The 17,672-nt window shown below is 64.8% G+C and carries 15 protein-coding genes; 13 read left to right on the top strand and 2 right to left on the bottom strand.

Features of this window, described 5'->3' with window-relative positions:
• Window positions 1-105 precede the first annotated feature (105 nt).
• From OCW50_RS21950 to uvrA, 6 genes are all read left to right on the top strand, one after another.
• Window positions 106-1,212 carry an NADH:flavin oxidoreductase gene (locus OCW50_RS21950; RefSeq protein WP_373371491.1) on the top strand — a complete coding sequence of 369 codons (1,107 nt, stop codon included), beginning with the start codon at window positions 106-108 and terminating at the stop codon, window positions 1,210-1,212.
• 104 nt (window positions 1,213-1,316) lie between these two features.
• On the top strand, window positions 1,317-2,324 hold the full coding sequence (locus tag OCW50_RS21945; protein ID WP_262298947.1) for a zinc-dependent alcohol dehydrogenase family protein: 1,008 nt from the start codon (window positions 1,317-1,319) through the stop codon (window positions 2,322-2,324).
• A gap of 228 nt (window positions 2,325-2,552) precedes the next feature.
• Complete coding sequence (locus tag OCW50_RS21940) at window positions 2,553-3,248, top strand: NADPH-dependent F420 reductase (RefSeq protein ID WP_262298946.1); 696 nt, start codon at window positions 2,553-2,555, stop codon at window positions 3,246-3,248.
• Between the two features lie 271 nt (window positions 3,249-3,519).
• Window positions 3,520-4,230 carry a 7-cyano-7-deazaguanine synthase QueC gene (queC, locus tag OCW50_RS21935; RefSeq protein WP_262298945.1) on the top strand — a complete coding sequence of 237 codons (711 nt, stop codon included), beginning with the start codon at window positions 3,520-3,522 and terminating at the stop codon, window positions 4,228-4,230.
• Window positions 4,231-4,305: 75 nt separating this feature from the next.
• Window positions 4,306-4,839, top strand: a complete 534-nt coding sequence (locus OCW50_RS21930) for a VUT family protein (RefSeq protein WP_262298944.1) — start codon at window positions 4,306-4,308, stop codon at window positions 4,837-4,839.
• Window positions 4,840-5,354: 515 nt separating this feature from the next.
• Entirely contained in the window at window positions 5,355-7,901 is a 2,547-nt protein-coding gene (gene uvrA, locus OCW50_RS21925; protein WP_373371490.1) for an excinuclease ABC subunit UvrA, read from the top strand.
• A gap of 244 nt (window positions 7,902-8,145) precedes the next feature.
• On the opposite strand, the gene OCW50_RS21920 is transcribed toward uvrA, so the two are convergent.
• Entirely contained in the window at window positions 8,146-9,315 is a 1,170-nt protein-coding gene (locus OCW50_RS21920; RefSeq protein WP_262272353.1) for a zinc-dependent alcohol dehydrogenase, read from the bottom strand.
• Window positions 9,316-9,328: 13 nt separating this feature from the next.
• Window positions 9,329-9,931, bottom strand: a complete 603-nt coding sequence (locus tag OCW50_RS21915) for an SRPBCC family protein (RefSeq protein WP_262298942.1) — start codon at window positions 9,929-9,931, stop codon at window positions 9,329-9,331.
• Between the two features lie 487 nt (window positions 9,932-10,418).
• Between OCW50_RS21915 and OCW50_RS21910 the strand changes: the two genes are divergently transcribed.
• The 7 genes from OCW50_RS21910 (at window position 10,419) to OCW50_RS21880 (ending at window position 17,612) form a co-directional block, all read left to right on the top strand.
• Entirely contained in the window at window positions 10,419-12,689 is a 2,271-nt protein-coding gene (locus tag OCW50_RS21910; protein WP_262298941.1) for a PAS domain S-box protein, read from the top strand.
• A gap of 199 nt (window positions 12,690-12,888) precedes the next feature.
• Window positions 12,889-13,407: a response regulator gene (locus tag OCW50_RS21905; RefSeq protein WP_262298940.1), complete on the top strand. Its 519-nt coding sequence runs from the start codon at window positions 12,889-12,891 to the stop codon at window positions 13,405-13,407.
• A 380-nt stretch (window positions 13,408-13,787) separates the two neighbouring features.
• Window positions 13,788-14,942: a glutathione-independent formaldehyde dehydrogenase gene (locus tag OCW50_RS21900; RefSeq protein ID WP_262298939.1), complete on the top strand. Its 1,155-nt coding sequence runs from the start codon at window positions 13,788-13,790 to the stop codon at window positions 14,940-14,942.
• Window positions 14,905-15,348 (top strand): FmdB family zinc ribbon protein, encoded by a 444-nt coding sequence (locus OCW50_RS21895; RefSeq protein WP_315974462.1) that lies wholly within the window; start codon window positions 14,905-14,907, stop codon window positions 15,346-15,348. Before OCW50_RS21900 ends, OCW50_RS21895 begins: the two co-directional genes overlap by 38 nt.
• 20 nt (window positions 15,349-15,368) lie before the next feature.
• Window positions 15,369-15,572: a LuxR C-terminal-related transcriptional regulator gene (locus tag OCW50_RS21890; protein ID WP_262298937.1), complete on the top strand. Its 204-nt coding sequence runs from the start codon at window positions 15,369-15,371 to the stop codon at window positions 15,570-15,572.
• 246 nt (window positions 15,573-15,818) lie between these two features.
• Window positions 15,819-16,994: a zinc-dependent alcohol dehydrogenase gene (locus tag OCW50_RS21885; RefSeq protein WP_262272190.1), complete on the top strand. Its 1,176-nt coding sequence runs from the start codon at window positions 15,819-15,821 to the stop codon at window positions 16,992-16,994.
• An 18-nt stretch (window positions 16,995-17,012) separates the two neighbouring features.
• Window positions 17,013-17,612: a hypothetical protein gene (locus OCW50_RS21880; RefSeq protein ID WP_262272189.1), complete on the top strand. Its 600-nt coding sequence runs from the start codon at window positions 17,013-17,015 to the stop codon at window positions 17,610-17,612.
• Window positions 17,613-17,672 lie beyond the last annotated feature (60 nt).

The following is a 17,672-nucleotide window of genomic DNA, read 5'->3' as shown; positions in this document are numbered from 1 at the left end:
GGCCGGCCACGCCGGAGGACAGTCGTTCTGTCGCGGGCAGATACCCGAGGGGCCTGAACGAGCGCACCCGGTGTCAGATGCGTTCCTGTTGTCCCAGCAAACTGGATGATTGCCATGGATGTGCAAACGCTCTTCCAACCGTTTAGCCTCAAATCCCTCAAGCTGAAGAACCGGATCGTCATGGCGCCCATGACGCGGTCGTTCTCGCCGAACGGAATCCCGACACCGGACGTTGCGGCCTATTACGGCCGACGGGCCGGGGAGGTCGGGCTGATCGTATCCGAGGGCACGGTGATCGAACGACCGGCCTCGTCGAACGACCCCGACGTGCCGCATTTTTATGGGGAACGGGCCCTGGAGGGCTGGAGGCGAGTCATCGACCAGGTCCATGCGGCCGGAGGCGCCATGGCGCCGCAGATCTGGCACATGGGTGTCATGCGCCCGCACGCATCTGGTTGGAAGCCTCCGGTTCCGTTCGAGGGGCCGTCCGGGCTCGTGATGCCCGGGGAGCGAACCGGTGTCGAAATGAGCGAGGCCGATATCGCGGAGACCGTTGCCGCCTTCGGCCGCGCCGCAGGGGATGCCAAGCGGTTGGGCTTCGATGCCGTCGAAATCCATGGCGCTCATGGTTACCTGATCGATCAGTTTCTCTGGGCCGGCCTGAACAAGCGGAGTGATGGATGGGGCGGAGCGACCCTGCCGGAGCGCAGCCGCTTTGCCGTTGACGTGGTGAAGGCGGTCCGTGAGGCTGTCGGCGAGGACTTCGTCGTGATCCTGCGGCTGTCGCAGTGGAAGCAGCAGGACTTCGCCGTCAAGCTGGCCAAGACACCGGAGGATATGGAGGCTTGGCTCACCCCACTCGCAGAGGCCGGGGTGGACATCTTCCATTGCTCGCAGCGGCGCTTCTGGCAGCCGGAGTTCGAGGGCTCCGACCTCAACTTCGCCGGCTGGGCCAAGAAGCTGACCGGCAAGGCGACCATCACGGTCGGATCAGTGGGCCTGTCGGGCGAGTTCATCGCTGCTTTCCAGGGCGAGAGTTCGCATCCCAGCTCCCTGGATGAGCTGCTGCGCCGGTTCGAGCGCGGCGACTTCGATCTGGTGGCGGTTGGCCGGGCGATCCTGTCCGATCCACAATGGCCGACGAAGATCCGCGAGAACCGCAGTGGGCAATTGCGCGACTTCACGCGAGAGGCTCTTGCGACCCTCTCCTGAGGGGCGGCCGTTGAACATATCCGCGACTGCCCGTCCGGAGCATGAGGCAGCGGCTATGCCCGTTCCAATCACTCCAAGTTGCAGAATGGCGATGGAGGCTGCCAATGAAGGGAATGACGCTGCGTTCACCCGGCGGATTGGATCGGCTCGAACCCCTCGACCTGCCGGAACCAGGCGGCCCCGGGCCAGGTGAGATTCGGGTTCGGCTTCACGCAAGTTCGCTCAACTATCACGATTATGGCGTCGTGAGCGGACGGATGCCGACGGAAGATGGGCGTATTCCGATGTCGGACGGCGCCGGGGTGGTCGAGGTGGTGGGCGAGGGGCTGACCGAGTTCGCCGTGGGCGATCATGTCGTCTCCTGCTTTTTCCCGGGCTGGCTGGAGGGGCCACCGGCGGTGAGCGATTTCTCGACGGTGCCCGGTGATGGAGTCGATGGCTATGCGCGGGAGGCGGTGGTGCGGCCGGCGACCTGGTTCACCCGAGCACCGAAAGGCTTTAGCCACGCCGAAGCGGCGACGCTCACCACAGCGGGGCTGACCGCCTGGAGGGCTCTCATCGTCAACGGCGGCCTCAAGGCCGGTGATGTCGTGCTGGTGTTGGGCACCGGCGGGGTCTCGATCTTTGCGCTTCAGCTGGCGAAGCTGATGGGGGCGTCCGTCGTCGCCACCTCTTCCTCGGACGAAAAGCTGGAGCGTGTCCGGGCCCTCGGGGCCGATCACACGATCAACTACCGCCAGCACCAGGATTGGGGCGTCCGCGCCCGGGACTGGGCCGGCGGGCGCGGCGTGGATCATGTGATCGAGGTCGGCGGGGCGGGCACGCTGGGGCAATCGATTGCCGCGGTGCGGGTCGGCGGACACATCTCGCTGATCGGCGTGCTGACTGGTCGGGCAGGCGAGGTCCCGACCGGAGCCCTGATGGCAAAGCAAGCGCGGCTCCACGGCCTCATCGTCGGCAACCGAAGCCAGCAGATGGACTTCGTGAGAGCCATCGAGGCGACGGAGCTGCGGCCTGTCATCGATCGCAGCTTTGCTCTTGCCGTCATGGCCGAAGCATTCCGGTATGAGGAATCGGGAGCCCACTTTGGCAAGATCTGCCTGGAGTTCTGAGGATTCCGGATGTCGAAGCACTTCCGGAAAGCAAGCTGAATGCGGGAACCAAGGCCGTGGAGCCGTTCACGTCGAATCAGCGCACCTTGCGAAGGGTGGTGTTTTCCTGGACGTGGGTCAGAGCGTTGGTTCTATCGTCCAGAACGATGTTCAGTGTAGGATTTCGCTCTAGATCGGGTCCGTGACGTTCGCCGGACGGTGCAAGTTCGCCTTCGCGCGGCCCCGCACATGTCGGAAAACCGTCGTCCAAGGGAGGCAGACATGAAGATCGGCATCATCGGCGCAGGCAACATCGGCGGCAACTTGACCCGTCGCTTCTCCATGCTCGGGCACGAAGTCTCCGTGGCGAACTCCCGCGGACCTCAGACGCTCGCCTCCTTGGTGCGGGAGACCGGCGCCAAGGCCGTCTCGGTCGCGGAGGCCGTCCGTGACAAGGATCTCATCGTCGTCACGATCCCGGAAAAGAGCATCCCCGATCTGCCGAAGGGGTTGTTCGACGGCGTCGGTCCTGACGCCGTCGTCGTCGACACCGGCAACTACTATCCGCAGCAGCGCGATGGTCGCATCGAGGAGATCGAGAATGGCATGCCGGAAAGCCGCTGGGTCGAGCGGCAATTGGGACGGCCGGTGATCAAGGCTTTCAACAATATCTATGCCCGACATCTGCTCGAGCGCGGTCAGCCGCGGGGCGCCCCCGGCCGTATTGCGCTGCCGGTCGCGGGAGACGATTCCAAGGCCAAGGCCGTCGTGCTTCAACTCGTCGACGAACTCGGGTTTGACGGCGTCGATGCCGGAGGACTCGACGAGTCCTGGCGGCAGCAGCCCGGAACGCCCGTGTATGGGACTGACCATGATGCCGAAGGCGTCCTTCGCGCCCTGTCCGAAGCCCGCCGGGAGCGCACGCCGGATTGGCGCGCCAAGTGAGACTGCAACGTCGGTCGTCTGCTTTCACAAGAAGCGCCGCGGTGTCGTTCAGCCCTGTCCGCTGTGCTTTTCCGAACCGATAGACGCTGTCCGATTAAGGTGACTGTGGCGGAATCTATTCTTGTTGACATGTGCACCCGCATTGGTCCTTATGCCGTGACGCGGATGGGGTGAGCGCCTGGTGAGGCCAGGCGATCTTTCATTCGCTCAACGTTCATCGGCACGTGAGCCGATCCGGTCGCAGCCTACCCGGTCAAAACAAGGAGCTCCGGTGAAAACGCTCGTCATCTGTTCCGGCGGATTGGACTCCGTCACGCTCGCGCACAAGGTTGCGGCGGAGCGAACCCTCACGCGCCTCGTGTCCTTCGATTACGGGCAGCGCCACAGGAAGGAGCTGGCCTCGGCACAGGCCTGCGCCGTGCGGCTGGGCGTGCGCCACGACGTCATCGACATATCCGCCGTCGGGCGTCTCCTGACCGGATCGGCTCTCACCGGCGGGAAGGCGGTACCGGAGGGCCACTATGCCGAAGACACCATGCGGGCCACTGTGGTGCCCAATCGCAACGCAATCATGCTGGCGATCGCCTTTGGCGTCGCAGCCGCCGAGCAGGCCGACGCAGTGGCGGCTGCCGTGCATGGCGGCGATCATTTCATCTACCCGGACTGCCGTCCCGACTTCATTGAGGCGTTCGAGACCATGCAGCACCACGCGCTGGAAGGGCTGGCGAGCATCGCCCTCTACGCACCCTTCGTCCGGCGGAGCAAAGCTGACATCGTGCGCGACGGCGCAAGGCTGGGCGTCCCATTTGCCGAGACCTGGTCCTGCTACCAGGGTGGTGAGCAGCATTGCGGACGTTGCGGCACCTGTGTCGAGCGGCGCGAGGCCTTTCACCTCGCAGGCGTAGCGGATCCTACTCTGTACGACGACCCTGACTACTGGATCGAAGCCTGCCGCGAGCACCAGGCCAAACAGCCTTCCTAAGTTCGGCTGACGATCATCACAGAATATTGGGACGATTCGAACATGACCCCTGATCTCCGCCGCAGAATTGAAGGAATGGCGGTCCTTGCGGGCTTTACCGCCTGCATCCCGGCCGCCAACTGGCTCGTCGGCCATGTCGGAACGGTCTGCGTTCCAGAAGGCCCTTGCCTGATCCCCGTAGCCCCTGGCCTGGCTGCCCCCAGCGGTGTGCTGGTGGTAGGCCTGGCGCTGGTGTTGCGCGACCTCGTGCAGCGGCGTCTGGGTCGGTACTGGGCGCTGGCCGCCATCGGGGTGGGAGGCATCCTCTCGGTCGTCTTTGCACCTCCGGCGCTCATCCTCGCCTCGACGGCAGCGTTTCTTCTGTCCGAGTTGGCAGATCTGGGCGTCTACACGCCGTTGCAGCAGCGTGGCCTGATCCTGGCGGTTGTCGCGAGCAGCCTCGTCGGCTTGGTCGTCGACAGCGCGGTATTCCTGTTCCTGGCCTTCGGGAGCCTCGAGTTTCTGCTGCCGCAGATCATCGGAAAGGTCTGGATGGTGCTCTTGAGCATCCCAGTCATGGCATGGCTGCGGCGGCGCGACGAACGGATCGGCATGCCTGTGTGCACCTGACCCTGGATGAGCGGCTGCGAGATCCAGGACGGGCCGACGTCGTCCTTGGCACCGAGCCGGCTTTTCGCAGTCAGCGGTGCGCCGGCCATGAGGGGAGCATCGGACAATCGGGATCACCGGGACGAGCCCGGTGATGACGTGGCGGGTTGTGTGAGAGGGCGATGACACCCTCCACGTCATGGCCGGCCTTGTGCCGGCCATCCCGATAAGGTGAAGCGCCGCGCCCCAAACAATCGGGATCACCGGCACAAGGCCGGTGATGACGTGGTGGTGGATTGGACAAGCCCGGTGATGACGTGGAGGGTGGTGCGAGGCGGTGCGATCAAGACTGGGTCCCGAACGGTGCGCCGCCCAAGGGATTGAGCATCGGATCCGATCCCAGAAGGGGATTCCACTTGTCGCGTCCGATGCTCGAACCACCGGGCCTTGACCTTCAGAATCAGAAGCCATCCCTGTGGCGGGAGCGCTGAATCACCCTAGATATTCGCGGGTCCGACACTTCACCAGGCGGCCCGATGCAGAAGGATCGTATGCCCCATTCACCGACCGGTGTGCAGGAACGAGCGGGCTTCGTGCGCGTCCGCGGAGCCCGTGAGCACAATCTCAAGAATATCGACCTTGAGATCCCGCGCGATGCTCTGGTTGTTTTCACGGGTGTCTCCGGCTCCGGAAAGTCTTCGCTGGCCTTCGGAACCCTTTATGCGGAGGCGCAACGGCGATATCTCGAGTCGGTGTCGCCCTATGCCAGGCGGCTGTTCCACCAGATGCCCGTTCCGGACGTGGACGATATCGATGGTCTGCCCCCCGCCGTCGCGCTCCAGCAGCAGCGCGGTTCACCGACCACGCGCTCCTCCGTGGGCAGCGTCACGACCCTGTCCAACCTGCTGCGCATGCTTTACTCCCGGGCCGGCGACTATCCGCGCGGCCAAGGAATCCTCTATGCCGAATCGTTTTCACCCAATACGCCCGAGGGGGCCTGTCCCCGGTGCCATGGCCTCGGACGGGTCTACGAGGTCACCGAGCGATCGATGGTGCCCGACGACACGCTGACCATTCGCGAACGGGCCATCGCCGCCTGGCCGACCGCATGGCATGGCCAGAACCTGCGTGACATCGCGACCACGCTCGGCTTCGATGTGGATCGGCCCTGGCGGGACCTGCCCAAGAAGGACCGGAACTGGCTTCTTTTCACCGACGAGCAGCCGACTGTTCCGGTCTATCCGGGATACACTCAAGCGGAGGTTCGGCACGCGCTCAAGCGCAAGGAAGAACCGGCTTATCAGGGCACGTTCACGAGCGCCAAGCGCCATGTTCTGCACACCTTCGCCAACACGCAGAGCCCGCTGATGAAGCGGCGCGTGGCGCAATACATGGTGAGCACCGAGTGCCCGCTTTGCCATGGCAAGCGCCTTCGGCCCGAGTCCCTGTCCGTCACGTTCGCGGGGCTGGACATCGCCGACATCTCCGGTCTGCCACTCATCCGTCTCGCCGACATTTTCCGCCCCTATGCGGAGGGAACCGCTCCGCGGCTGGCAAAGATCGAGGCGGAGCATCCGGAGAAGGCGGTGGTGTCGCAGCGCATCGCGCAGGACCTTGTCGCTCGAGTCAGCGTCATGCTCGATCTCGGGCTCGGCTATCTCGCCGTCGACCGCAGCACCCCGACCCTTTCGCCCGGCGAGCTCCAACGGCTGCGACTGGCCACCCAGGTGCGGTCCAATCTCTTCGGCGTCGTCTATGTGCTCGACGAACCGTCCGCTGGGCTCCATCCGGCCGATACGGAGGCACTGCTGAAGGCGCTCGGGCAGCTGAAGGCATCCGGAAATTCGCAGTTCGTGGTCGAGCACAATCTCGATGTCATCCGTCATGCCGACTGGATCGTCGATGTCGGCCCCGGCGCCGGAGAGCAGGGGGGCCATGTCATCTATAGCGGTCCTCCTGACGGGCTCAGCCAAGTTGAGGCCTCGCAGACCCGGCGTTACCTGTTCGGCGAAAGCTCTCTTCCGCTTCGGGAAGTGCACCCACCAAGCGGCTGGCTGCGCCTCGCCGGGGTGACGCGCAACAACCTGGACCGGCTCGACGTCGCATTTCCCTTGGGCGTGCTCACGACCGTGACGGGCGTATCCGGCTCGGGCAAGTCGAGCCTGGTCAGCCAGGCACTGGTCGAACTGGTGGCCGATCATCTCGGTCACGATATCCGTGAGCCGGAAGACGAGGGCGAGGAACTGGAACGGGCAGCGACAATGGCCAGCGAGGGCCGGATCGTCAGCGGCATGGAAGGCATCAGGCGCCTGGTGCGCGTTGATCAGAAGCCGATCGGCCGCACGCCGCGATCGAACCTTGCAACCTATACCGGCCTTTTCGATCATGTCCGCAAGCTGTTTGCCGCAACCAAGCAGGCGCGTGCCCGCCGCTACGATGCGGGACGCTTTTCCTTCAACGTCGCCAAGGGCCGCTGCCCGCATTGCGAGGGCGAAGGTTTCGTGATGGTCGAGCTGCTGTTCCTGCCGAGCGTCTATGCTCCATGCCCGACCTGCCACGGCGCCCGCTACAACCCGGACACCCTCAAGATCAAATACCGCGACAAATCCGTCGCCGACGTGCTCGGAATGACGGTCGATGCAGCCTGGGAATTCTTCGCCGACGAGCCGCCTCTGCATCGGTCCCTCACGATCGTCCGCGAGGTGGGACTGGGTTATCTGCGGCTGGGCCAACCAGCGACCGAGCTGTCTGGAGGGGAGGCACAGCGGATCAAGCTTGCGGCCGAGCTTCAACGGATCCAGCGCGGCGATACGCTCTACGTCCTCGACGAGCCGACGACCGGACTCCATCCCGCCGACGTGGAGAGGCTCGTGGCTCAGCTCGACGGGCTGGTCGAAGCCGGTAACACTGTCATCGTGGTCGAGCACAACATGCGCGTTGCTGCGGGAAGTGACTGGATCATGGATCTGGGTCCAGGCGCTGGCGACGAGGGCGGGCAGGTGGTTGCATCCGGGCCGCCAGGCGAAGTCGCAAAAGCATCACGCAGCCGCACGGCGGCGTATTTGTCGCGAACTCTCGTTTGATGCACGTCAGGCCACAGGCGCCTTCGACAACGGTCGATTGAGAGCGTGACGATTTCCATGTGGACATTCACGATCTCTGTCCGAGGCAGCGGCCGCAGCACGAAGCCCGCTGCCTTCCTCATCTCCGGTGCTCAGTGAATGTTCGTCCATCGCGTCTTCAGGGGCCATGACAAGAGCGGGAGCATGCATCCTGTACCCCCGATTGTTCCACAGCCCTGGATAGTGTCATGGACATCGTTCCGGTTCAGGGAATGAACACGGAGCGGACGCAACCGTCTTCCTTGTGCTTGAACATGGCGTAGCCACGCGGTGCATCTTCGAGCGGGAATCGATGTGTCGCCAGGAACGATGGGTTCAGCTCTCCCTTCTGGGCATGGTCGAGCAGGCGGTCCATGTAGGCCTGCCCATGCTGTTGAGCTGTGCGCACCGTCAGGCCCTTGTTCATGATGGCCCCGATTGGAAACTTGTCCATCACGCCGTAGACGCCCAGGATCGAGAGTGTTCCCCCCTTGCGGCAGGCCAGGATTGCCTCGCGGAGCGCTTGGCCGCGATCCGTGTGCATGTACATGAGCTGTTTGGCGCGGTCGTAGGCGTATTGCAGACCTGTGCCGTGCGCTTCCATGCCGACCGCGTCGATGCAAGCGTCGGGGCCCCGGCCGCCCGTCATTTCCTTGAGCACCTCCAGGACGCTGTCCACCTCCTCGTAGTTGATGGTCTCGGAGCCGACATGCTCGCGGGCCATCCGGAGCCGTTCAGGCAAGCGGTCGATCCCGATCACCCGCTCGGCCCCCATGAGGAAGGCGCTCTTCTGCGCCATCAGGCCGACGCCGCCGCAGCCCCACACGGCTACCACGTCGCCCCGCTGAATGTTGCAGAAATCCGCCCCCATGTAGCCGGTCGGGGCAGCATCGGAGAGAAACAGCACCTGCTCGTCCGGCACACCATCCGGCACCTTGAAGCAATCGTTATCGGCAAACGGCACGCGCACATACTGAGCGTGCGCTCCCGCATAGCCGCCGAACGCGTGGGTATAGCCGTAGATGCCGGCGGTCGGATAGCCGAAGATGGGCTCCTGCAGCTCGGGCTTGGGATGGGTGTTGTCGCACAGCGAATAGAGTTTGTTCTTGCAGTACCAGCACTGGCCGCAGGTGATGAAGGACGGCACCACGACCCGGTCGCCCTTCTTGACCTTCTTCACCTCGGGGCCGACGTCCTCGACTACGCCCATGAACTCGTGACCGATCACGTCACCGGCCTTCATGGTCGGGATGTAGCCGTCGATGAAGTGCAGGTCCGAGCCGCAGGTGGTCGACATGGTGACCCGCAGGATGCAGTCATGCGGATTGACGATCTCGGGGTCCTTGACGGTCTCGACACGCAGATCATTGACGCCGTTCCAGATGAGCGCACGCATGGGAAGCTCCTCGTCAGCGAGGGTCGGGCCGAGCCGCCGGCTGGCGCTCGGTGGTCGGGATCTCGCCGGTCTGGACGAGGGCCTTGAAGTAGTGCAGCGACTTGCTCGCGAGCGCCGCCGGTAGCGTATTGCCCAGCATCTGGGTGGCGATCCGGCCGAGCATGCCACCGGGTGGATCGAGGCTGGCGCGCAGGACCACCACGGTGCCGCGGTTGCCCGTTGCGGGACGGAAGCGAACGGACGTTTCCCGGATCAGAGCGCCCCGGCCTTGTGCCTCCCAGCGCATGAACTCGCCCGGCCGGTCATCGGCCAAGCGCATGTCCCAGGAGCCCAGATTGGGGCCGGCGTTCCAGCGTGTTTGCCCGTCACCCGTGGGCTGGACGTCGGCAAAGGGCGCCATGATCCGCCTCATGGTTTCGGGATCGCGCCAGCGACGGTAGAGTTCGTCCGCGGGAACGTCCTCGATCGTGATCGAACGCTCGACCTCCGGCTCATCGCCAGCATCTGGCTGTCGGTTCGGACCTGTCCTGGTCCGGCTTCCGGTACCGCGCATTTGGGTCTCGATCAGGCCGATGGCGGCCACGCCCGCAGCGGCCGCGAGGGCAAGTCCAACCATGCCAAAGCTCGAACGGCGCCCGCGAGCATCCTGTTGCCCTTGCCGTTGACCCAGCCAAGACTGCGCGGCTCCCGTTGCTCTAGGGCGGGCCGGACTATCGTTGCGGACCCGTCGGGGCCGTTCATCGTGTTGGTCCATCATGGCACATCTCGGTGGCGTCGAGGGACTTCGTTAGCGCCCCACCTGAGGAGATCAGATGGGCTGACGCTAATAATCGTCGTTCCGCGGAACTTGTGGAGGGTAACAATCGTAGGGGCCTAAACGCCTACCGGTCGATTCCTGAGGGAAGATACGCGGCTGCGAACCAACGAGTGTGGGCTGGCCTCCATCAGCCCACACTTACATCACGGAGCAGCTAATGGGGCCAGGTGCGGCAGGATTGGCGAAGACAGACGAGCAGCCGTGGTCCCGTTTTGGGAAGCCGCCCTCACAACCGTTAAGTTTTGTCGGAAAGGCCTCTCATGACATATTTCGAGGAAGAATGGAGATGAGCACGGCGGAAGCTATTACCGGCGGCATCATGGGTGAACGCGTGCGAACCCATGACTGGGCTGCTACGCCCCTCGGGCCAACAGAGACTTGGCCGCAATCGCTGCGCACCGCGTTGAGCATCATGCTGAGCTCCGCCTTCCCCACCTACTTGGCCTGGGGGCCGGAACTGACCAGCTTCTACAATGATGCCTACATTCCGATCATGGGCGACAAACCGAGCGGCCTCGGGCGGCCATTCCCCGAGGTCTGGTCGGAGGTGTGGGACACCATCGGTCCGATCACCCATCGGGCCATGCAAGGGGAGGCCAGCTACTTTGAGGACCTGCCGCTGACGCTCATGCGCCACGGCCATCCCGAGGCAACATGGTTCTCATTCTCCTACAGCCCCATTGGGGATGAGACAGGCGGCGTTGGCGGGGTGCTGTGCACTGTCCACGAGACCACCGAGCGCGTACGAGCCGAGGCAGCCCTGCGCGAAAGCGAGAACAAGCTTGCAGCCATTCTGGAGCAATTGCCGGTCGGTGTGGGCCTCGTCGACCCTCAGGGGAACATTGTCCTGAGCAACCAGATCCTCCAGCAGTACGCTCTTGATAGAATCCCCTCCAGAGATCCCATGCAAAGCGAGGGCTGGCGGGGCTACACCCCGGATGGCCAGCGTCTCAGCCCCTCCGACTATCCGAGCGCCCGGGCGCTGCGGGGTGAAACGGTTGTTCCAGGTATCGACTTCCTCGCCACGCTTCCCGATGGCCAGGAGATCTGGACGCGGGTGAGCGCCGCGCCCTTCCGCAACACCGCTCAGGAGGGTCTGGGCGCAGTCTTCGTGGTGCAGGTCGTCGAGCGGGAGAAGCGGACGGAGCAGGCGTTGCGCGAAAGCCGAGCGCGGCTCCAGGCGGCCATCGACCTCGTCGGTCTGTCGCCATACACCTGGGATCCGGCCACGGGAGTCCTGGACTGGGACGCGCAGCTCAAGGCGATGTGGGGGCTGGAGCCTGATGCCCATGTCGACCACGAGGTGTGGCTATCCGGCATTCATCCCGAGGATCGCGCTCAGGTCGATGCCGCGCTGGCCCATTGTGTCGACCCCACAGGTGACGGTCTCTACGCCCTTGAATATCGCGTGATCGGTATCGGGGATGGGATCGAGCGCTGGGTTTCCACCCAGGGCAGGACCACCTTCGAGCATGGCCGTCCGGTTGCATTCATGGGAGCCGTCTTGGACATCACGACGCGCAAGCGGGCCGAAGCCGCCCTGCGCGAGAGCGAAGAGCGCTTCCGGCAGTTCGCCGAGAACTCCAGCAGCACCCTTTGGATCATGGACTTCGAGACGATGAACCTCGAATACCTGAGCCCCGCTTTCGAACCCATTTGGGGCGAAACAGTCGAAAGCACGCTTGGCGATCCCAGCCGGTGGAGCCGCTTCGTCCATCCGGATGATCGAGAGCGCGCGCGAGGCGCGCTTGAACGCGTCAGACTGGGCGACATCAGCACCGAAGAGTTCCGCATCATCCGGCAGGATGGGGTCGTGCGCTGGATCCGCAACACCTTCTTCCCCATTCGCGACGCTCAGGGCCGGATCCGCCGTGCCGGCGGCGTCGCCCAGGACATCACCCGCCATGACGGGCGCTTCGTCTATGTGGTCGATGCCGACGAGGCCTCGCGTCAGGATCTGACGCGCGGGCTGCGCGACGCCGGCTATGACGTGAGAGCCTTCCCGTCCGGCAAGGCTTTCCTGGAGGCGGCCCCGGCGCTCGCGGCCGGCTGCGTGGTGCTCGACATCCGCCAGCCCGAGGCGGGCGAACTGACCATCCCGCGGGAGCTCAAGGCCCGGCGCCTCGGCCTGCCGGTGATCGTCCTCGGCGACCCCAAAGGCGACGTGACCTTCGGGGTGCGGGTGATGAAAGCGGGAGTGGTGGACTTCCTGCCGGTCCCCTATGCTCCGGATGGGCTGCTGGCCGCCCTTGCGTCGGCGGCCGCCGACATCTCCCAGGCCGACGAGCGCGACCAGGAGTCCAACCAGGCCCGGGGGCGCATCGCCGAGATGCCGGCCCGCGAACGCGAGGTCCTGGAGGGCCTGCTGGCCGGCCAGACCAACAAGCAGATCGGGCGGGCCATCGGCCTCAGCCCGCGCACGGTGGAAACCCACCGCGCTCACGTCATGCAGCGGCTGGGCGCCAGGACGGTCCCTGAACTGGTGCGGGTCGCCGCCCTGGCGGGCGTGCAGGCCCGCCCGCCGGTGAGCCGTGACGCAGGGGCCGGCGAGCCTTGAGCTCCAGCGGGCCCTGATCGCCCGAACGCCGCTGCAACACGATACGGAACCATCCCCGGTGACCACCGGATGCCGCGTTCATCCTCATCCATGACACTGCCCCAATGGGCATGTGGCCATGCCCGGACCGCTGCGGATCGGCCGGGCCACATGCAGCATCGAAGCTTTGAGCCAGCCAGGAACAGGACCAGGAAAGCCCGTGACCTTATCAGTCTCGCAAGCAAGTTTGATCAACCGCCACGTGCTGATCGTCGAGGATGAGTACTTCATTGCCGACGACATCGCACAAGTTCTGGAGCGAGCCGGGGCGGCGGTGGTCGGACCGGCTCCAACCCGGGAGGCGGCGCTGGCTCTGCTGGCGTCTGAAAGGGTTGACATGGCCGTTCTCGATGTTGAGCTGCATGGCAAACCGGTGTTCCCGGTCGCCGATTCTCTCAGGGAGCGAGCGATCCCCTTCATCTTTGCGACCGGCTACAGCCAAGCCTTCCTGCCGGCCGCGTATCGCGACGTCGCGACATGGGAGAAGCCATTCGACGCCTACGTCTTGGCAGTAGCTCTTGCCAACCTGACCGGAGATGCCGGTTCCGGCCCCGCATTGGGAGATCCTCATGCATCCTTCCGGGCGATCCCCGTTGGCCCTGCTCGGCGGGGCCCCTGGCCATGTCCGTCTTCCCCGCTCACGCCGCCGGACCCGTCAGCCTCAGCCCTCGGACGGTAGAGAGGCACCGGGCCCACGTCATGCAGCGGCTTGGCGTGCAGACGCTGTCAAAAGCCGTGCCGGTCGCAACCTCCGCTGGGTTCGAGCCGCGCAGCCCAGGGGCGAAGGTGCCTCAGGGATCAGATACGCCCGAAACCTGACGGCCTAGCAAGAATGTCCCGCTCAAGGTGCTGTTCTCGCTGGAGGTCGGCAGAGCGGGAAATCTGCACTGTAATAAGCCGTATGAAACAGAGCGGAATGCCCCTCAGGGATCATCCGCAGCACTTCCCCTCGGCGCGGTCGTTCATGAGCCACAGGCCCGGACGACCATCCCCGCGACGCCATCGCCAAGGTGACGAGTCGCGCCTCTCGAGCATGCGGCTTCAGGTTGGGAGAACACGATGAGAGCAGTTGTCTATAACGGGCCGCGCGATGTTGCGCTGCAGGACGTGCCCGACGCGCGAATCGAGCGGCCGACCGACGTTCTGGTCCGGATCACGAGCACCAACATCTGCGGCTCCGACCTGCACATGTATGAGGGCCGGACCGACTTCCCGCGCGGCGGCGTGTTCGGGCACGAGAACCTCGGTCAGGTGGCCGAAGTGGGCGATGCGGTCGATCGGGTGAAGGTTGGGGACTGGGTCGCCATTCCCTTCAACATCGGCTGCGGGTTCTGCAAGAACTGCGAGCGCGGCTTGAGCGCGTTCTGCCTGACCACGGCGGATCGAAGCGTCGTGCCGAACATGGCCGGCGCTGCGTACGGCTTCGCCGATATGGGGCCTTATCGGGGCGGCCAAGCCGACCTTCTTCGTGTCCCCTACGGCGATTACAACTGCCTGAAGCTGCCACCGGACGCGGAGGAACGACAGAACGACTATGTGATGCTGGCCGACATCTTCCCAACCGGCTGGCACGTCACCGAACTTGCAGGATTGCGTCCCGGCGAGTCGGTCGTCATCTACGGGGCCGGGCCGGTCGGCCTCATGGCGGCTCACTCCGCGATGATCAAGGGCGCGTGCATGGTCATGGTCGTCGACCGCCATCCCGACCGTCTGCGCCTCGCAGGCTCGATCGGGGCTTTGCCCATCGACGATTCCAAGGGCTCCGCGGTGGACCAGGTCCTTGCTCTGACGAACGGCATCGGCGCCGACCGCGGCTGCGAGTGCGTCGGCTACCAGGCCCACGACCCGGACGGTCACGAGCACCCCAACATGATCATGAACGACCTGGTAAAGTCAGTGAAGTTCACCGGGGGCATCGGCGTGGTCGGCGTCTATGTGCCCCAGGATCCGGCGCCTCAGGACCCGCTCTACAAGCAGGGCGAGATCGTTTTCGATTACGGTCTCTTCTGGTTCAAGGGTCAGACGATCGGCACCGGCCAGTGCAACGTCAAGGCGTATAACCGGCAGCTGCGAGACCTGATCTCGACGGGCCGCGCGAAGCCGTCCTTCATCATCTCGCACGAACTGCCGCTGGGCGAGGCACCGAACGCCTACCAGCACTTCGACGCGCGTGACGATGGCTGGACCAAGGTGGTTCTCAAGCCCGCCGCGTGATGGGACGGGCCGGGCGGGCAGTCGCGCGCTCGGCCTGTGTACCATCTCGCCAAACGAGCTCGAATGTGAGGACCCCATGCCGATCTACGACTACGAGTGCCAAGGGTGCGGGCCGTTCACTGCAATGCGGCCCATGGCGCGGTTCCAGGACCCATGCGCATGCCCTCAATGCGGGGCTGAAGCGTCACGAGCATCTCTCAGCGCACCAGCCATCGCCCGCATCAACTCTGGAGGTCGCATCGCCCACGAAGCAACCCAGCGGAGCGCGACTGACCCGCGGCCTTCTTCGGCGGCGCATCCAGCCGGCTGTGGCTGTTGCGTGCGCCGATCGCCGCTGCCGGGCGCCCTGTCCTCGGGCGGACGGGTCTTCACGTCGCATGGGCCGATCCGGTGTAGCGGGCCGTGATGGGTGCAGCCTAAGCAGGCTTGCTGGCCGGCAAGACCAACAAGTCAATGGGTCGGGACATCGGCCCCAGCCCTCGGACCGTGGAGACTCATCGGGCCCACGTCATGCAGCGGCTTGGCGCGCAGAACTCGTCACAAGCCGTGCTGGTCGCAACCTCGGCGGGATTCCGGTCGCCCAGCCCAGGGCCGAAGGTGCCTCAGGGGTCAGGCACGCCCGAAGCCTGACCGTCTGGCAGGAATGCCCCATTCAAAATGCTGTCCTCATGAGAGGTCGGCAGAGCGGGAGAACCGCGCTCCATTCGAGGCAAAGCGGGATGTCCCTCAGGGATCATCCGCAGCACTTCCCCTCGGCGCAGTCGTTCATGAGCCACGACCCCTGACGACCATCCCCGCAGAGATCTGCCCCGTACTGTCACGAGTTCCGGACGCAGGATCCTTTGCATCTTCGTTGGACAAGAGGAGGAAGAAGGCATGCGAGCCCTCGTTTGGCACGGCAAGGAAGATATTCGCTGCGACACCGTCACTGACCCCGAGATCGAGCAGCCGCGGGACGCCATCATCAAGGTGACGAGCTGCGCCATCTGCGGCTCGGACCTTCACCTGTTTCACAATTTCATTCCTGCCATGCTGCCCGGTGATGTCATGGGGCACGAGATGATGGGAGAGGTTGTCGAGGTCGGGCCCGAAGCGAGGGGCAAGCTCAAGAAGGGGGACCGCGTCGTTGTCCCGTTCACGATCATCTGCGGCGAGTGCGATCAGTGCAAGCGCGGCAACTTCTCCGTCTGTCAGCGGAGCAACCGCAAGAAGGATCTCGCCGACAAGGTCTTCGGCCATGCGACGGCGGGCCTGTTCGGCTATACGCATCTGACCGGCGGCTATCCCGGCGGGCAGGCCGAGTATCTGCGCGTTCCCTTTGCCGATGCGACCCACATCAAGGTGCCGGACGGGATCCCGGACGAGAAGGTTCTCTTCCTCGGCGACATCTTCCCCACCGGCTGGCAGGCGGCGGTCCAGTGCGACATCCAGCCGACGGACACGGTCGCGATCTGGGGCTGCGGTCCTGTCGGTCAGATGGCGATCCGCAGCGCCGTGCTCCTCGGCGCCAAGCAGGTGATCGCCATCGATCATTTGCCGGAGCGCCTGGAAATGGCGCAAGCCGGTGGCGCCATCACCATCAACTTCGACGAGGAGAGCGTGGTCGAGCGTCTGAACGAGCTCACCGGCGGCGAGGGCCCGGAGAAGTGCATCGACTGCATCGGGATGGAAGCCCATGTCTCGCCTTCCATGCCGGATACGGTCTACGACCGCGCCAAGCAGATGCTGGGAGCCGAAAGCGACCGGCCGCACGTGTTGCGCGAGATGATCTATGTCTGCCGCCCGGCCGGGGTGATCTCAATCCCCGGTGTCTATGGCGGGCTGGTCGACAAGATCCCGATGGGCCAGCTGATGAACAAGGGGCTGACCCTTCGCACCGGCCAGACGCACGTCAACCGTTGGACCGATGACCTTCTGCGCCGCATCGAGGAGGGGCAGATCGACCCATCGTTTGTCATCACCCATACCGTGAGCCTCGATGAGGGACCCGAGATGTACAAGGTGTTCCGCGACAAGCAGGACAGCTGCATCAAAGTGGTTCTGAAGCCCTAAAGACCGGAGAGAGAAGACATGGCTTATTACATCTCGAACATCGCCCGGTCCAAGGGTGACCCGAAGGTCCTTCATTCCGGCCCCAGCTCGCTGGGGGCGGCCGACCGCTTGGCCAAGGCGTTGGGCTGGTACAGCATCGGCCTGGGCATAGCGGAGCTGGTCGCGGCGGAGCGCTTCACCCGTGCGCTGGGCATGGAGGGCAAGGAGGCCCTCGTGCGGGCCTATGGCGTCCGCGAACTCGGGCACGGCATCGTCTCGCTCTCGCCCGACAAGCACCTTGGATTGTGGAGCCGGGTGGCCGGCGACGGACTCGACATCGCCACCCTGATGGCGGCCATGCGGCACGACAATCCGAAGCGTCACAATGTCGGGATTGCTCTTGCGGCAGTGCTGGGGGTGACGCTGCTCGACATCATTGGCGCACAGGGCGTTACGGCCCGCCACAGCCGCCCCCGGGGCCGCCCGCGCTCCTATCGGAATCGCACAGGCTTCCCGCAGGGTGTCCAGGCCGCGCGAGGCGCAGCCAAGGACTTCCAGGTGCCGCCGGACATGCGGGCCGCGCCAAGCCTCGCAGCGGTGTCGGATCGAGCCCCGCAGGAGAGGCCACGTCCTCACTGACCGAGCGACAATACGGCTGCGCGCGAGCGGCGTTCACGCTGCGAGAGGGCAGCCGTATCC

Origin of the sequence: Microvirga sesbaniae (assembly GCF_025460805.1) — a bacterium.
Lineage (GTDB): Bacteria > Pseudomonadota > Alphaproteobacteria > Rhizobiales > Beijerinckiaceae > Microvirga > Microvirga sesbaniae.
This window is presented reverse-complemented; position numbering and strand designations above follow the sequence as displayed.

Excerpts from the sequence above, each read along its gene's own strand:
- OCW50_RS21885 (WP_262272190.1), top strand. The coding sequence starts at position 15,819 with ATGCGAGCCCTCGTTTGGCACGGCAAGGAAGATATTCGCTGCGACACC.
- OCW50_RS21920 (WP_262272353.1), bottom strand. The coding sequence starts at position 9,315 with ATGCGTGCGCTCATCTGGAACGGCGTCAATGATCTGCGTGTCGAGACC.
- OCW50_RS21915 (WP_262298942.1), bottom strand. The coding sequence starts at position 9,931 with ATGGTTGGACTTGCCCTCGCGGCCGCTGCGGGCGTGGCCGCCATCGGC.
- OCW50_RS21880 (WP_262272189.1), top strand. The coding sequence starts at position 17,013 with ATGGCTTATTACATCTCGAACATCGCCCGGTCCAAGGGTGACCCGAAG.
- OCW50_RS21895 (WP_315974462.1), top strand. The coding sequence starts at position 14,905 with ATGGCTGGACCAAGGTGGTTCTCAAGCCCGCCGCGTGATGGGACGGGC.
- OCW50_RS21950 (WP_373371491.1), top strand. The coding sequence starts at position 106 with ATGATTGCCATGGATGTGCAAACGCTCTTCCAACCGTTTAGCCTCAAA.
- OCW50_RS21900 (WP_262298939.1), top strand. The coding sequence starts at position 13,788 with ATGAGAGCAGTTGTCTATAACGGGCCGCGCGATGTTGCGCTGCAGGAC.
- OCW50_RS21940 (WP_262298946.1), top strand. The coding sequence starts at position 2,553 with ATGTCGGAAAACCGTCGTCCAAGGGAGGCAGACATGAAGATCGGCATC.
- OCW50_RS21945 (WP_262298947.1), top strand. The coding sequence starts at position 1,317 with ATGAAGGGAATGACGCTGCGTTCACCCGGCGGATTGGATCGGCTCGAA.
- uvrA (WP_373371490.1), top strand. The coding sequence starts at position 5,355 with ATGCAGAAGGATCGTATGCCCCATTCACCGACCGGTGTGCAGGAACGA.
- OCW50_RS21910 (WP_262298941.1), top strand. The coding sequence starts at position 10,419 with ATGAGCACGGCGGAAGCTATTACCGGCGGCATCATGGGTGAACGCGTG.
- OCW50_RS21930 (WP_262298944.1), top strand. The coding sequence starts at position 4,306 with ATGGCGGTCCTTGCGGGCTTTACCGCCTGCATCCCGGCCGCCAACTGG.